The organism is Agrobacterium sp. M50-1 (assembly GCF_049843495.1).
In the GTDB taxonomy this organism is placed as follows: Bacteria; Pseudomonadota; Alphaproteobacteria; order Rhizobiales; family Rhizobiaceae; genus Agrobacterium; species Agrobacterium radiobacter.
This window is the reverse complement of sequence record NZ_JBBHZH010000008.1, coordinates 160,841-177,401: the sequence shown is the minus strand read 5'-3', so window position 1 is coordinate 177,401 and position 16,561 is coordinate 160,841. Positions and strand designations below refer to the sequence as shown.

11 protein-coding genes are annotated in these 16,561 nt (G+C 60.7%); 8 read left to right on the top strand and 3 right to left on the bottom strand.

All coding sequences use genetic code 11. The features are described from left to right. Nucleotides 1–35 precede the first annotated feature (35 nt). The 8 genes from WDZ78_RS18955 (at nt 36) to WDZ78_RS18920 (ending at nt 12,742) form a co-directional block, all read left to right on the top strand. The gene (locus tag WDZ78_RS18955) at nt 36–2,498 is read left to right on the top strand and encodes a glycogen/starch/alpha-glucan phosphorylase (RefSeq protein WP_081629497.1); all 2,463 of its coding nucleotides are present in this window, start codon (nt 36–38) and stop codon (nt 2,496–2,498) included. Then, nucleotides 2,498–4,705: a 1,4-alpha-glucan branching protein GlgB gene (glgB, locus tag WDZ78_RS18950; RefSeq protein WP_425673888.1), complete on the top strand. Its 2,208-nt coding sequence runs from the start codon at nt 2,498–2,500 to the stop codon at nt 4,703–4,705. The genes WDZ78_RS18955 and glgB overlap by 1 nt, the downstream gene beginning before the upstream one ends. A gap of 21 nt (nt 4,706–4,726) precedes the next feature. Next, a complete protein-coding gene (gene glgC / locus WDZ78_RS18945) occupies nt 4,727–5,989 on the top strand; it encodes a glucose-1-phosphate adenylyltransferase (RefSeq protein WP_003508574.1) in 1,263 nt (420 codons plus the stop codon). A 5-nt stretch (nt 5,990–5,994) separates the two neighbouring features. Then, entirely contained in the window at nt 5,995–7,437 is a 1,443-nt protein-coding gene (gene glgA, locus WDZ78_RS18940) for a glycogen synthase GlgA (RefSeq protein WP_020010024.1), read from the top strand. Nucleotides 7,438–7,441: 4 nt separating this feature from the next. Further along, nucleotides 7,442–9,070, top strand: coding sequence for an alpha-D-glucose phosphate-specific phosphoglucomutase (locus tag WDZ78_RS18935; RefSeq protein WP_020010025.1), 1,629 nt, complete (start codon nt 7,442–7,444; stop codon nt 9,068–9,070). 106 nt (nt 9,071–9,176) lie between these two features. Beyond that, nucleotides 9,177–11,132 (top strand): glycogen debranching protein GlgX, encoded by a 1,956-nt coding sequence (gene glgX / locus WDZ78_RS18930; RefSeq protein WP_425673887.1) that lies wholly within the window; start codon nt 9,177–9,179, stop codon nt 11,130–11,132. 54 nt (nt 11,133–11,186) lie between these two features. Then, the gene (locus tag WDZ78_RS18925) at nt 11,187–11,675 is read left to right on the top strand and encodes a MaoC family dehydratase (protein WP_020010027.1); all 489 of its coding nucleotides are present in this window, start codon (nt 11,187–11,189) and stop codon (nt 11,673–11,675) included. Between the two features lie 23 nt (nt 11,676–11,698). Next, nucleotides 11,699–12,742: a DUF2332 domain-containing protein gene (locus tag WDZ78_RS18920; protein ID WP_425673886.1), complete on the top strand. Its 1,044-nt coding sequence runs from the start codon at nt 11,699–11,701 to the stop codon at nt 12,740–12,742. Here the strand turns inward: WDZ78_RS18920 and WDZ78_RS18915 are convergent. The 3 genes from WDZ78_RS18915 to WDZ78_RS18905 are packed head-to-tail and all read right to left on the bottom strand — an operon-like array spanning nt 12,739 to nt 16,557. Then, nucleotides 12,739–13,293 (bottom strand): sarcosine oxidase subunit gamma, encoded by a 555-nt coding sequence (locus WDZ78_RS18915; RefSeq protein WP_020010029.1) that lies wholly within the window; start codon nt 13,291–13,293, stop codon nt 12,739–12,741. The two genes, WDZ78_RS18920 and WDZ78_RS18915, sit on opposite strands and share 4 nt — an antisense overlap. After that, a complete protein-coding gene (locus WDZ78_RS18910; protein ID WP_425673885.1) occupies nt 13,286–16,246 on the bottom strand; it encodes a sarcosine oxidase subunit alpha in 2,961 nt (986 codons plus the stop codon). The genes WDZ78_RS18915 and WDZ78_RS18910 overlap by 8 nt, the downstream gene beginning before the upstream one ends. Beyond that, nucleotides 16,243–16,557, bottom strand: a complete 315-nt coding sequence (locus tag WDZ78_RS18905; protein WP_003508553.1) for a sarcosine oxidase subunit delta — start codon at nt 16,555–16,557, stop codon at nt 16,243–16,245. The genes WDZ78_RS18910 and WDZ78_RS18905 overlap by 4 nt, the downstream gene beginning before the upstream one ends. Between the last annotated feature and the right edge of the window lie 4 nt (nt 16,558–16,561).

Sequence of the window (16,561 nt, the reverse complement as noted above, 5' to 3'; positions counted from 1 at the left end):
AGACCCTCTCCTCCCACCAAGGTGCTGACCGACCAATGATCAATAATCTAAACGCCGCCGATCTTCCCCGCCCCGCCCCGCGCAGTTCCAACCCGGAAATCATGGCGTCGGAAATCATCGAACGCCTCACCTATCGCATCGGCAAGGACGTCAAGGTCGCCAAGCCGCACGACTGGCTGACCGCAACCATCCTCGTCGTCCGCGACCGCATCATCGACAAGTGGATGGCCTCCACCCGCAAGGCCTATCAGAACAATTCCAAGCGCGTTTATTACCTGTCGCTCGAATTCCTGATCGGCCGCCTGATGCGCGACGCCATCTCCAATATCGGCCTGATGCACGAAATCCGCGATGCGCTGTCCTCGCTCGGCGTCGATCTTGACGTCATCGCCGGTCTGGAGCCGGATGCGGCCCTTGGCAATGGCGGCCTTGGCCGTCTCGCCGCCTGTTTCATGGAATCCATGGCGACCGTCGATATTCCCGCCTACGGCTACGGCATCCGTTACGTGCACGGCCTCTTCCGCCAGCAGATGGCGGATGGCTGGCAGGTAGAACTGCCGGAAACCTGGCTGGCGCATGGCAACCCCTGGGAATTCGAACGCCGCGAAAGCTCCTATGAAATCGGCTTCGGCGGATCGGTGGAGACGATCGGCGGTTATGAAGATCCGCAGCGCTTCGTCTGGAAACCGGCCGAACGGGTCATCGCCATGGCTTACGACACGCCGGTCGTCGGCTGGCGCGGCACCCGCGTCAACACGCTGCGCCTCTGGTCGGCGCAGCCGATCGACCCCATTCTTCTGGCCGCCTTCAATGCCGGCGACCACATCGGCGCATTGCGAGAGAGCAACAAGGCGGAAAGCCTGACGCGGGTTCTCTACCCCGCCGATGCGACGCCGGCCGGTCAGGAACTGCGTCTGCGGCAGGAATTCTTCTTCTCCTCCGCATCCCTGCAGGACATTCTGCGCCGTCATCTGCAGCAATACCCGGATTTCACCTCGCTGCCCGACAAGGTTTCGATCCAGCTTAACGACACGCATCCGGCCATTTCCATCTGCGAAATGATGCGCCTGCTCTGCGATGTGCATGGTCTGGATTTCGAGGAAGCGTGGAAGATCACACAGGGAACCTTCTCCTACACCAATCACACGCTGCTGCCGGAAGCGCTGGAAAGCTGGCCGGTGCCGCTGCTTGAGCGCCTTTTGCCCCGGCACATGCAGATCGTTTACGCGATCAACGCCAACACGCTGCTCGTCGCCCGCAAGGAAAAGAAGATGGCGGATCAGCAGATCCGCTCCATCTCTCTCATCGATGAAGGCGGCGAGCGCCGTGTGCGCATGGGCAACCTCGCCTTCATCGGCTCGCATTCCATCAACGGCGTTTCCGCCCTTCATACCGAGCTGATGAAGGAAACGGTCTTTGCCGACCTGCACAGCCTCTATCCTGATCGTATCAACAACAAGACCAACGGCATTACGCCGCGCCGCTGGCTGATGCAGTGCAACCCCGGTCTGACCGGATTGATCAGGGAAGCGATCGGCGACGATTTCCTCGATGATGCGGAAAAGCTGACAGCACTCGACCGTTTCGCTGACGATGCCGGTTTCCGCGAGAAATTCGCCGAAGTGAAGCGTCTGAACAAGGTGCGGCTTGCCAATACGGTGGCGCAGCGCATGGGTATCCGCGTCGATCCCTCGGCCATGTTCGACATCCAGATCAAGCGCATCCACGAATATAAGCGCCAGCTTCTGAACCTTGTTGAGACTGTCGCCCTTTACGACCAGATCCGTTCCCACCCGGAACTGGATTGGGTGCCGCGCGTTAAGTTCTTCGCAGGCAAGGCGGCGCCGAGTTATCACAACGCGAAGCTGATCATCAAGCTTGCCAACGATATTGCCCGGGTCATCAACAACGATCCGGCCGTGCGCGGGCTTCTCAAAGTGGTGTTTGTTCCGAACTATAACGTCTCGCTTGCCGAAATCATGGTTCCCGCCGCCGATCTTTCGGAACAGATTTCGACGGCCGGCATGGAAGCCTCCGGCACCGGCAATATGAAATTCGCGCTGAACGGCGCGCTCACCATCGGCACGCTCGATGGAGCCAATGTCGAAATGCTCGAACATGTCGGCGCTGAGAACATCGTCATCTTCGGCATGACGGCGGAAGAAGTGGCCAAAGCTCGCGCCGAGGGCCACAATCCGCGTGCCATCATCGAAGGGTCTGCGGAATTGTCGCAGGCTCTGTCATCCATCGCGTCGGGTGTGTTTTCACCAGATGATCGTTCGCGGTTTTCCGCCCTCATCGACGGCATATACAACAGCGACTGGTTCATGGTCGCCGCCGATTTCGACGCCTATGCCGACGCACAGCGCAAGGTGGACGCGATCTGGAGCGATCAGGATAGCTGGAACACCAAAGCAGTGCGCAACACGGCGCGTATGGGCTGGTTCTCGTCCGACAGGACGATCCGCCAATATGCCACCGAGATCTGGAGAGCCTGATGAAAAAACCGCTCAATTCGGCCGAAGAGAAAAAGACTGGCGAAATCACGAAGGCTGAAATCGAGGCGATCAAGAGCGGTTTGCATTCCAATCCCTTTGCCCTTCTCGGCGTTCACGAAACGCCGGAAGGGTTTTCCGCCCGCTGTTTCATTCCGGGCGCCGAGGAGGTTTCCGTCCTCACGCTGGATGGAAATTTCGCAGGTGAATTGAAGCGGCTTGATCCTGATGGTTTTTTCGAAGGCCGGATTGATCTTTCAAAGCGCCAGCCGGTGCGATACCGCGCCAGCCGCGACGATGCCGAATGGGCCGTGACCGACCCCTACAGCTTCGGTCCGGTTCTCGGACCCATGGACGATTATTTCGTCCGTGAAGGATCGCATCTCAGGCTCTTCGACAGAATGGGCGCGCATCCGCTGAAACTCGAAGGCGTCGAAGGTTTTCACTTCGCCGTCTGGGCGCCCAACGCGCGGCGTGTTTCCGTCGTCGGCGATTTCAACAATTGGGATGGCCGACGGCATGTGATGCGGTTCCGCAAGGATACCGGCATCTGGGAAATCTTCGCGCCCGACGTCTATGCCGGTTGCGCCTACAAGTTCGAAGTCCTCGGCGCCAATGGCGAGCTTCTGCCCCTGAAGGCCGACCCCTATGCCCGCCGCGCCGAATTGCGGCCGAAGAACGCTTCCGTCACCGCGCCGGAACTGACGCAGAAATGGGAAGATCAGGCCCACCGGGAACATTGGGCGCAGGTGGACCAGCGCCGCCAGCCGATCAGCATCTATGAGGTGCATGCCGGCTCCTGGCAGCGCCGCGAGGACGGCACCTTCCTCAGCTGGGATGAACTCGCCGCCCAGCTCATTCCCTATTGTACGGATATGGGCTTCACCCATATCGAATTCCTGCCCATCACCGAACATCCCTATGATCCCTCATGGGGTTACCAGACGACCGGGCTTTATGCGCCATCCGCCCGTTTTGGCGATCCCGAGGGCTTCGCCCGTTTCGTCAATGGCGCGCACAAGGTCGGCATCGGCGTGTTGCTCGACTGGGTTCCGGCGCATTTTCCGACCGACGAGCACGGCTTGCGCTGGTTCGATGGCACGGCGCTTTACGAACATGCCGATCCGCGTCAGGGTTTTCACCCCGACTGGAACACGGCGATCTATAATTTCGGCCGTATCGAGGTGATGTCCTACCTCATCAACAATGCGCTCTATTGGGCCGAGAAATTCCATCTCGACGGCCTGCGCGTCGATGCGGTCGCCTCGATGCTCTATCTCGATTATTCCCGCAAGGAAGGCGAGTGGATCCCCAATGAATATGGCGGACGCGAAAATCTCGAATCCGTCCGCTTCCTGCAGAAGATGAATTCCCTCGTCTACGGCACCCATCCGGGCGTCATGACCATCGCCGAGGAATCCACCTCGTGGCCGAAAGTGTCCCAGCCCGTCCACGAGGGCGGTCTCGGTTTCGGCTTCAAGTGGAACATGGGCTTCATGCACGACACGCTGAGTTATTTCTCGCGCGAGCCGGTGCATCGCAAGTTCCACCATCAAGAACTGACCTTCGGTCTGCTTTATGCCTTCAGCGAAAATTTCGTGCTGCCGCTGTCCCATGACGAGGTGGTGCATGGCAAGGGATCGCTGATCGCCAAGATGTCCGGCGATGACTGGCAGAAATTCGCCAATCTGCGCTCCTATTACGGCTTCATGTGGGGTTATCCCGGCAAGAAGCTGCTGTTCATGGGGCAGGAGTTCGCACAGTGGAGCGAATGGAGCGAAAAGGGCGCGCTTGACTGGAACCTGCGCCAATATCCGATGCATGAGGGCATGCGCCGGCTCGTGCGCGATCTCAACCTCACCTATCGATCCAAAGCCGCACTGCACGCCCGCGACTGCGAACCTGACGGCTTCCGCTGGCTTGTGGTCGATGATCACGAGAATTCCGTCTTCGCCTGGCTGCGCACGGCGCCCGGCGAAAAGCCGGTGGCGGTCATCTGCAACCTCACCCCGGTCTATCGGGAAAATTATTATGTGCCGCTGCCTCTGGCGGGGCGGTGGCGGGAGATTCTCAACACCGATGCCGAAATTTATGGCGGCAGCGGCAAGGGAAATGGCGGACGCGTTCAGGCGGTCGATGCCGGCGGCGATATCGGGGCGATGCTCGTCCTGCCGCCGCTTGCCACGATCATGCTCGAACCGGAAAACTGACAGACAGAGAGGGAGGACACCATGTCGGAAAAAAGAGTTCAGCCTTTGGCGCGTGATGCAATGGCCTATGTCCTCGCAGGCGGCAGAGGCAGCCGCCTGAAGGAGCTGACGGACCGCCGGGCGAAACCCGCCGTCTATTTCGGCGGCAAGGCGCGTATCATCGATTTTGCGCTTTCCAACGCGCTCAATTCCGGCATTCGCCGCATCGGCGTCGCCACGCAATACAAGGCGCACTCCCTCATTCGCCACCTGCAGCGCGGCTGGGACTTCTTCCGCCCTGAACGTAACGAAAGCTTCGACATTCTGCCCGCCTCCCAGCGCGTTTCCGAAACGCAATGGTATGAAGGCACCGCCGACGCGGTTTACCAGAACATCGACATCATCGAGCCCTATGCGCCGGAATATATGGTCATCCTCGCCGGCGACCATATATATAAAATGGACTACGAATACATGCTGCAGCAGCATGTCGATTCCGGCGCTGACGTGACGATCGGGTGCCTTGAGGTGCCGCGCATGGATGCGACCGGTTTCGGTGTCATGCATGTGAATGAAAAAGACGAGATCATCGATTTCATCGAAAAGCCGGCTGATCCGCCAGGCATTCCCGGCAATGAAGGCTTCGCGCTCGCCTCCATGGGCATTTATGTCTTCCACACGAAATTCCTGATGGAAGCGCTGCGCCGCGACGCCGCCGATCCGACCTCCAGCCGCGACTTCGGCAAGGACATCATTCCCTATATCGTAAAGCACGGCAAAGCCGTCGCCCACCGCTTCGCCGATTCCTGCGTGCGCTCGGATTTCGAGCATGGTCCTTACTGGCGCGACGTAGGCACCATCGATGCCTACTGGCAGGCCAATATCGATCTCACCGATGTGGTGCCTGATCTGGACATCTACGACAAGTCCTGGCCGATCTGGACCTATGCGGAAATCACCCCACCGGCGAAATTCGTCCATGACGATGAGAACCGCCGCGGTTCGGCCGTGTCTTCGGTTGTTTCCGGGGACTGCATCATTTCCGGTGCGGCCCTTACCCGGAGCCTCCTGTTTACCGGCGTGCGCGCCAATTCATACTCCCGCCTTGAGAATGCCGTAGTACTGCCGAGTGTTAAGATCGGGCGTCATGCCCAGCTCAGCAATGTCGTCATCGACCATGGCGTGGTCATTCCGGAAGGACTGATTGTAGGAGAAGACCCAGAACTGGATGCCAAACGTTTCCGCCGCACTGAAAACGGCATCTGCCTTATCACCCAATCGATGATCGACAAGCTGGACCTGTAGAGCCCATGAATGTCCTTTCGGTTTCATCCGAAATCTATCCCCTGATCAAGACCGGAGGGCTCGCCGACGTTGCCGGCGCGCTCCCCATCGCGTTAGAAGCCCTTGGCGTCAGGACGCGGACATTGATACCCGGATACCCGGCGGTGAAAGCCGCCGTGACGGACCCCGTCAAATGTCTGGAATTTGCCGATCTGCTCGGCGAAAAAGCCGATGTGCTCGAAGTGCGGCATGAGGGGCTCGATCTCCTCATTCTCGATGCGCCCGCCTATTACGAGCGCTCCGGCGGCCCCTATCTCGACCAGACCGGCAAGGATTATCCAGACAATTGGAAGCGCTTCGCGGCGCTGTCGCTGGCAGCGGCCCGTATTGCCGCCGGCGCTCTTCCCGGTTGGCGGCCGGATATGGTGCATGCCCATGACTGGCAGGCCGCCATGGCGCCGGTCTATATGCGTTATGCCGAAACGCCTGAGATTCCGAGCCTTCTCACCATCCACAACATCGCCTTTCAGGGCCAGTTCGGCGCCAATATCTTCAGCAAGCTGGCGCTGCCCCCGCATTCCTTCGGCATGGAAGGCATCGAATATTATAATGATGTGAGCTTCCTGAAGGGCGGCCTGCAGACGGCGACGGCGCTCAGCACCGTCAGCCCGTCCTATGCCGAGGAGATCCTCACCCCGCAATTCGGCATGGGCCTGCACGGCGTCATCGGCAGCCGCGCCCATGTGCTGCACGGCATTGTCAACGGCATCGACGCCGATGTCTGGAACCCGGCAACGGACCATCTGATCCACGACAATTATTCGGTCGCCAATCTCAAGAACCGCGCGCTGAACAAGAAAGCGGTCGCCGAACATTTCCGCATCGATGATGATGACAGCCCGCTGTTCTGCGTCATCTCCCGCCTCACCTGGCAGAAGGGCATCGACCTCATGGCGGAAGCCGTGGATGAGGTTGTTTCGCTCGGCGGCCGTCTCGTGGTGCTTGGCGCGGGCGATGTGGCGCTGGAAGGCGCGCTTCTGGCGGCGGCATCCCGCCACCATGGCCGCGTCGGCGTTGCCATCGGTTACAACGAACCGCTCTCGCATCTCATGCAGGCGGGCTGCGACGCAATCATCATTCCCTCGCGTTTCGAACCCTGCGGCCTCACCCAGCTTTACGCGCTGCGTTATGGCTGCATCCCGGTCGTCGCCCGCACCGGCGGCCTTGCCGACACGGTGATCGACGCCAACCATGCCGCCATCGCCAATAAATCGGCGACAGGCGTGCAATTTTCACCCGTCACGCTTGATGGTCTGAAACAGGCGATCCGCCGGACCGTCCGTTATTACCACGACCCGAAACTGTGGACACAAATGCAGAAACTCGGAATGAAATCCGATGTTTCCTGGGAAAAGAGCGCCGGCCTTTACGCCGCGCTATATAGCCAGCTTATTTCGAAAGGCCATTGAAACAATGATCAAGACCATCAAGACGACCCCCTTTCAGGACCAGAAGCCGGGCACATCCGGCCTGCGCAAGAAGGTGCCGGTCTTCGCCCAGGAAAATTACGCCGAGAATTTCATCCAGTCGATCTTCGACGCGCTTGAAGGCTTTCAGGGCCAGACGCTGGTGATTGGCGGCGATGGCCGTTATTACAACCGCGAAGTCATCCAGAAGGCGATCAAGATGGCCGCCGCTGCCGGTTTCGGCAAGGTTCTGGTCGGTCAGGGCGGTATTCTTTCCACACCCGCCGCCTCGAACGTCATCCGCAAATACAAGGCCTTCGGCGGCATCGTTCTTTCCGCCAGCCACAATCCCGGCGGCCCGACCGAAGATTTCGGCATCAAGTACAATATCGGCAATGGCGGCCCCGCACCTGAAAAGATCACCGATGCGATCTATGCCCGCTCGAAAGTCATCGACAGCTACAAAATCTCTGACGCCGCCGATATCGATCTCGACAAGGTGGGCAGCTTCAAGGTGGACGAGCTGACGGTCGAGGTGATCGATCCGGTCGCAGATTATGCCGCCCTGATGGAAGAGCTGTTCGACTTCGACGCCATTCGCGCGCTCATCGCCGGCGGCTTCAAGGTCGTGGTTGATTCCATGAGCGCCGTCACTGGCCCCTATGCCGTCGAGATCATCGAAAAGCGCCTCGGCGCGCCGAAGGGCTCCGTCCGCAACGCCACACCGCTGCCGGATTTTGGCGGCCATCATCCCGACCCGAACCTTGTCCACGCCAAGGAGCTTTATGACGATGTCATGAGCCCGGAAGGCCCCGATTTCGGCGCCGCTTCCGATGGCGACGGCGACCGCAACATGGTCGTCGGCAAGGGCATGTTCGTCACGCCATCAGACAGTCTGGCTATCATCGCCGCCAATGCCAAACTCGCCCCCGGTTATGCGGCCGGCATTTCCGGTATCGCCCGCTCCATGCCGACAAGTGCGGCAGCGGACCGTGTCGCCGAAAAGCTCGGCCTTGGCATGTATGAGACGCCGACCGGCTGGAAATTCTTCGGCAACCTCATGGACGCCGGCAAGGTGACGATCTGCGGCGAAGAGAGCTTCGGCACCGGCTCCAACCATGTGCGCGAAAAGGATGGCCTCTGGGCCGTGCTCTACTGGCTGAACATCGTCGCCGCGCGCAAGGAAAGCGTGAAAGACATCGTCACCAGGCACTGGGCCGAATATGGCCGCAACTATTATTCGCGCCACGACTATGAGGAAGTGGATTCGGATGCGGCGAACACGCTGGTCGCCACCCTGCGCGAAAAACTCGCGACGCTTCCCGGCACCAGCTACGGCAATCTGAAGGTCGCGGCGGCGGATGATTTTGCCTATCACGATCCGGTCGATCAGTCCGTCAGCAAAAATCAGGGCATCCGCATCCTCTTCGAAGGCGGTTCGCGCATTGTGCTGCGCCTTTCCGGCACGGGTACTGCGGGCGCAACGCTTCGCCTTTATGTCGAGCGTTACGAGGCGGATGCGGCCCGTCATGGCATCGAAACGCAGGAAGCGCTTTCCGACCTGATTGCCGTTGCCGATACGATCGCCGGCATCAAGGCCCATACCGGCCGCAACGCCCCGAGCGTTATTACGTAAGGGCTTGTCGCCCGCTCATGAGGGACGCACTGAAAGCGTCCCTCATTCGGCCTAGCCTCCCTTTTCCGTTCTGGAAGAGAAACACCATTCCCCGGAGAGACAGACCATGCAGATACCTTCCGTTTTCCCCAAAGGCGCAATCCAGATGGAAAACGGAACGGAATTCACGGTCTATTCCAGGCATGCCTCCCAGATCGATCTCTGCCTTTTTGATAAAACCGGCGAAAAAGAAACGGCGCGCCTGCCGATGGTGCGCGGCGAAGACGACATTCACAGATTAACCGTCGCCGACGCCAGCCCCGGCACGCGATACGGCTTTCGCGCTCACGGCATTTACGCCCCTGAACATGGCCTTTGGTTCGATCCTGCAAAGCTGCTGCTCGACCCCTATGCCACGGAGATCGACCGCCCCTTCCGGCACGATCCGGCGCTTTACGCCTTTGGCGCGGAGACCGGCGGGATCATGCCGAAGGCGGTCCTTTCCCAATATGAGCCGGTCAAGCGCCATCAGCCGCTTTTTGCCGAAGGCGGGCTGATTTATGAGCTTGCCGTCAAATCCTTCACGCAATTGCATCCCGATGTGCCGGAAGAAATCAGAGGCACCGTCGCGGCACTTGCCCATCCCGCCATTCTCGCACACCTGAAAAAAATCGGCGTCGATGCGGTGGAATTGATGCCGATCACCGCATGGATCGACGAGCGCCACCTACCGCCGCTCGGCCTTTCCAATGCCTGGGGTTACAATCCCGTCGGCTTCATGGCGCTCGATCCGCGCCTCTGCCCCGGCGGCGTGCGGGAATTGCGAGATACGGTTGCGGCGCTGCATGCGGAAGGCATCGGCGTCATTCTCGATCTTGTCTTCAACCATACGGGTGAAAGCGATATCGAGGGCTCGATCCTGTCGTTGCGCGGGCTCGACAATCTCACCGCCTTCCGCCACCCACAGGGAAAACCGGGCGTGCTGGTCAACGATACCGGCACCGGCAATACGGTTGCCTGCGACCATCCCTATATTCGCCAGCTCATCATCGATTCCCTCAGGCATTTTGTTCTCAGCGCCGGCGTGGACGGCTTCCGTTTCGATCTCGCGCCCGTGCTCGGGAGAACGGCCGCCGGTTTCGACATGGCGAGCGAGACGCTGGCCGCCATGCATTCGGACCCGGCGCTTTACGACCGGATATTGATCGCCGAACCCTGGGATATCGGTCCCGGCGGATATCAGCTCGGCAATTTCCCTGAAAGCTTCCTCGAGTGGAACGATCGCGCCCGCGACGACATGCGCCGTTTCTGGCGTGGTGATGCCGGCATGACCGGAGCGCTGGCCAATGCGCTGTCCGGTTCCTCGCCGATCTTTTCCCGGCATGGCCGCGCCAGAAGCCGCAGCGTCAATTTCCTTGCCGCCCATGACGGCTTTACCCTGTTCGATCTCGTCAGCCATGAACGCAAGCACAACGAGAGGAACGGTGAGAGCAACCGCGACGGCCACAATGACAACCATTCCTGGAACAATGGTTTTGAAGGCCTGACCGATGATCCCGCCATTGTCGCCGCCCGGCTTGCGGATGTGAAAGCGCTGCTTTCCTCGCTTTTTGTCAGCCGCGGCGCCTTGATGCTGACGGCGGGCGACGAGGGCGGCCGCAGCCAGCAGGGCAACAACAATGCCTATTGCCAGGACAATGATATCAACTGGGTCAACTGGTCATCGCTTGTCCCCGAACTGATCGACCACACGGCCTTTCTTAGCGCATTACGCAAACGTTTCGGCGTGTTTTCTGAGACAGGCTTCTTCTCCGGCCGGGGCGACGTGACATGGCTTGCCCCCGCTGGAGAACCGATGACGACAGCAGACTGGGAAAGACCGGATGGGCAGGCCTTCGCCATGCTGCTTTCCACCCCGGACCGGGAGACCGGCGAGGATGCCGAGCTTGCCGTTCTCATCAATCGCGGCCGCGAGATCGTTCCCTTCACCCTGCCCGGCGATGGCTGGCGCGCCATCGGCACGGATTTCGGCAATCCCGCCTTCCTGCCCGCCCGCTCGGTGGTGTTTTATCTGCGCAGTTGATCCCTTCGCGTTACGAGCCGTATAAGTCGCGGGAAACAATGCGGACGAGGTAACATGACAAAAGAAATCGCGCTGGCGGAAATGAAGGATCGCGTCGGCACTGAAATGGGCGTTTCCGACTGGATCACCGTTGACCAGACGATGATTGATGCCTTCGCAAAAGCAACGCTGGACGAACAGTTCATCCACACCGACCCGGAACGCGCCAAAGCGGAAAGCCCCTTCGGCGGCACCATCGCCCATGGCTTCCTGACGCTCTCCCTGCTTTCGGCCCTGAATTATGATGCCCTGCCCCGCATTCGCGAGCAGACCATGGGCATCAATTACGGCTTCGATGCCATCCGTTTCGTCACGCCGGTCAAAAGCGGTGCGCGGGTGCGTGGCCGTTTCACGCTGGCGGAGGCACGTTTTCGCGGAGCCGCCATGCTGATGACGACTTATGACGTGACGGTGGAAATCGAAAACGAAAAAAAACCGGCGCTTACTGCACGCTGGACCACCATCAGCCAGTTCAATCCGGAGGACAGGCCGCAAGACGCCTGAAACCACCGCAAGGGAGAGAGCGCATGCATGACGACGCCGTAAGGAATGCGTTTCTCGTGCAGGCAAAAGCCTGCGACAGCCTCGGCTCGCCCTTTACCGCACGGCTATGCCGCGCGGTGGCGGCAAGGCTTGACCGCCAGACGGAGGTGGGCGAGCGGATTTTATCCTGGCCGGGCGATGTCGGCCCCTCCGGCGATTCCGTTCCCCTGCGGCTGGCGGGTGCGCTCCATGCGCTTGCCATCAAGGAAAAGATCGCGCCGCTTGTCGATGTCCCGCCGGAAGACGACGAGGCTCTCTGGCAGGCTTGCGCCGGCGCCCTGCGTTTTCATTCCGCCTTCATCCTTGAAAGGTTGAAATCACCACCGCAGACCAACGAGGTTCGCCGTTCCGCCGTTCTGCTGCCGGGCTTTCTTTCGATTGCGGCATTGACCGGTAAACCGCTGGTGCTTTCCGAAGTGGGAGCCAGCGCCGGCCTCAACCTGCAATTCGACCGTTACCAGTATCGCCTCGGCGAACTCATCTGGGGCGAACAATCCGATGTTATCCTGTCACCAGAATGGCGCGGCAATACCCCATCCCATGAGCGGATCGAGGTTATCGAGCGCGCCGGCTGCGATCTCAACCCGCTTGATCCGTCATCCGTTGAAGACCGTCTGCGGCTGATGTCATATATCTGGGCCGACCAGACCGACCGGCTGGAGCGCACCGCCGCCGCGTTACGGATCGCGGTGGAGAACGGCCTGCAGGTCGAAAAGGCCGACGCCATAGACTGGCTGAAACGCCGCCTTGCCACACAATATCCGGGTACTGCCCACGTCGTCTATCATTCCGTCGCCTGGCAATATCTCCCCGATGGCTTGAAACAGGCAGGCGAAGCCCTGATCGCCGAGGCCGGAACCCGTGCGACGCCGGAGGCCCCGCTTGCCCGCCTGCAAATGGAGACGGATACGACATCCGGCAGTGCCGCCATTACCCTGCAAATCTGGCCGGGCGGCGGAAAACAGGAAATCGGCCGCGCCGATTTCCATGGGCGATGGGTGGAATGGCGGGGCTGGATGGCGGGTTAAACCGCCACGTCCTCAGCCGCCTCCAGCAGCAGCCCGCCGACATATTCGGCAAAGGAGCGCCAGCACTCCACCCGGAACGTATCGTCCGCGGTGCGCAGCAGCACCACTTCCGCCTTGCCGAAGACGGTGCGTGAGCAAGCGCCGACAGGGAATTTTGCTTGAGAAAGGTCCTGCGGGCAGCCGGCATTGAGCGCTGCTTCCGCGCCAGCGCCGGAGACGATGACGGCCGTGTTGCGGTGGGAAACATCGGTTGCCGAAAACAGACCCGAAACATTGGCGAGTGCTGCCATCAGGTCGCTTTCGCCCTGATCGATCACCAGCCATTCATCCGGCCCGATCCACAGGGCGGAACGCAGGCCCGAGGTGACGGAACTCTTCGGGCTGGTGGGCAGCGCAAGACCGAGCGCTTCGGACAGCGCCGGTACGGCGCTTTCCCGCGCCCGCAGCGACAGCCGCGCGGCGGAAGCCGCTGGCTTCAGCGATACGAAGGGTGAGCCGCCGTGAAAATCCTCAAGCACGGATTTGCGTTTTGCGTGCAGCATGTCAGCCATTGAGACGGGCTCCTTCCTTGTCGAGGAAGACCATGTCGGTCACTTCGACGGCAATGGTTTTATCGGCAAGCGGAATGTAAAGCGTTTCGCCCATGCGCGCCCTGCCATCCGCCACCAGCGCGAATGCGATGGAATGGCCGAGATTTTCCGACCAGTAGGCTGAGGTGACATGGCCAAGCATGGTCATGGGTTTCGGCTGGTTCGGATCGACGACGATCTGGCCGCCCTCGTCCGGAACGGTCAGCCGGTCCTTCGTCTTCAGTCCCACAAGCTGCTTGCGGCCGGCGCGCATGAGATCGGGGCGTTTCAGGCCACGAATGCCGACGAAATCCGTCTTCTTTTTCGAAACGGCCCAGGCAAGCCCGGCATCGTCAGGTGTCACCGTTCCGTCCGTATCCTGTCCGACGATGATATAGCCCTTCTCGGCACGCAGGATATGCATGGTTTCGGTGCCATAAAGGCAGCCGCCGACGGCTTCCGCCCTGTCGCGGATCGCATTCCAGACGGCTGGGCCATAGTCGGCCGGCACATTGATTTCGAAGCCGAGTTCGCCGGTGAAGGAGACGCGGAAGAGGCGCGTCGGCACACCGCAGAACTTGCCTTCGGCCACCGCCATATGCGGGAAGGCCTCCGGCGACAGATCGATGCCCTCGACGAAAGGCGCAATCACGTCGCGCGCCTTCGGCCCCTGCACGGCAATGACAGCCCACTGTTCGGTTGCCGAGGTGAGCCAGACGTTGAGATCGGGGAATTCGGTCTGGAGATAATCTTCCATGTGTTGGAGAACGCGCGGCGCGCCGCCCGTCGTGGTCGTGACATGGAACCGGTCTTCGGCAAGACGGCCAACGACGCCGTCATCGTAAACAAAGCCGTCTTCGCGGGTCATGATGCCGTAGCGGCAGCGGCCGGGTTTCAGCGTATCCCAGGCATTGGTGTAGATGAGGTTGAGGAACTTCGCCGCATCCGGGCCGACCACCTCGATCTTGCCGAGCGTGGAGGCATCGAACACGCCGACGCTCTCACGCACCGTCTTGCATTCGCGGTTGATCGCCTCATGCATGTCCTCACCCGCCCGCGGGAAGAACCAGGCGCGTTTCCAGTTGCCGACATCCTCGAACATCGCGCCGGCCGCCAGCTCTTCCTCGTGCATCGGCGTCTTGCGGGCGGGATCAAACAGCGCGCCGCGCGAATGGTTGATGAGCGTGCCGAAGGTGACCGGCGTATAGGGCTGGCGGAAGGTCGTGAGACCGACCTTGGGCAAATCCCGGCCAAGCGCCTCCGATGCGATGGCGAGACCATGCATGTTGGACATCTTGCCCTGATCCGACGCCATGCCATTGGTGGTGAAGCGTTTGATATGCTCGACCGAATGCATGCCTTCGCGCACGGCAAGGCGAATATCCTTGGCGCAGACATCGTGCTGGAAATCGATGAAGGCCTTGACGCCGGTGCCCTCACCCGCGCCTTCGGCAGCACCGATCATGCCGCCCGTCCAGGCGCGCGCATTCTCACCGGAAAACGCCACAGAACCGCCGCCGGCCGCTGCTGCGTCGGCAATGATTGCGGAAAGATCGTCCGTGCCGTTGCACGCGCCAATGGAAACACAGTTCTGCACATGGATATCCGGCAGGAAGCGCTGGTTAGCCGCGTCAAACTTCAGCTTGCCGCGCGATTGCGAGAAAAGATGCACAGAGGGTGTCCAACCGGCGGAAACGACAAGCGCATCGATGGCGATCCTGCGCTTGTTGGAACCGCCATTGCGGCCAACGGTCATCGAGGAGACGCGCAGGCGGCCGGCGGTGTTGTAAACACTGTGACCCGCCAGCACTTCAATGCCGAGCGCCCGTGCCTCGTCCAGCAGGCGCTGATCCGGGTTCTCGCGGCAATCGACGATGGCGGCGATCTTCACCCCCGCCTTCTTCAGGTCGAAGGCCGTCTCATAGGCCGAATCATGGGCGGTGTAGACCCCGACATTGTGGCCGACGGCCACACCATAATGGTTGAGATAGGTGCGGGCGGCCGCAGCCAGCATGATGCCCGGGCGGTCATTGTTAGCGAAGACCATGTGGCGCTCAATCGCCCCTGCCGCCAGCACGACTTTCTTGGCACGCACTTGCCACAGCCGCTCACGCGGCTGGTGTCTGGCGGGCGTGGCGAGATGGTCGGTCACGCGCTCGGCCAGCGCCACGAAATTGTGGTTGTAATAACCAAAGGCGGTGGTGCGCGTCAGAACCCGCACATTGGGCAGGGCTTTCAGTTCGGCGAAAACCTTCTGCGCCCATTCATAACCGGAAAGACCGTCGATGACCGCACCGGTATCGAAGCGCAGCGCACCGCCGACTTCGGCATTCTCGTCCACCAGAATGACGCTTGCGCCGGTCTTTGCAGCAGCAAGCGCCGCCGTCAGGCCGGCAACGCCGGCACCGGCGACGAGCACATCGCAATGGGCATAACGGCCGGAATAATGATCCGCATCCGGTTCGCCCGGCGCCTTGCCGAGACCGGCGGCGCGGCGGATCAGCGGTTCGTAGATCCTGTGCCAGGCGGCCTTCGGCCACATGAAGGTCTTGTAATAGAAACCGGCCGCGAACATCGGCGACAGAAGATCGTTGATAGCGCTCAGATCGAAGGACAGCGACGGGAAACGGTTCTGCGAGGCGATGATCGCGCCGTCGAAAACCTCCTGCACCGTGGCGCGCACATTGGGCTGCTTGCGCAGGCTGTCGCGCGAAACGTCGATCAGGGCGTTCGGCTCTTCCGGCCCGGCAGACAGAAAGCCGCGCGGGCGGTGATATTTGAACGAGCGGCCGATCAGATGCACGCCATTGGCCAGAAGCGCTGACGCGACGGTATCGCCCTCCAGCGCCGGATAGATCTTGCCGTCGAAGGTGAAGCGTGCGGTTCTGGCTGGCGTCAGGCGGCCGGCGCCCTTGATACGATAATCGCCGCTCATTGCCCGGCTCCCTTTTCTGCGGAAAGGACCGTTTCGGTATCGGGTTTCGGTTCACCCGCCTTGTAGGTCATCAGGAATTTGTCGCTCACCGAATCGCGGGCGGCGTTGAAGAAGCGGCCGCAGCCGTGAATGTGACGCCAGCGCTCGAAAACGAGGCCCTTGTCATTGTCGCGGATGAAGAAATACTCCGCGAAGGCCTCGTCGGAGATATCGGCGATGTTTTCCGGCCGGGCAATGTGGGCTTCGCCCGCCCAGCGGAATTCCAGTTCGGAACGGTCTTCCCCGCAATAGGGGCAATGGATCAGAAGCATCGTC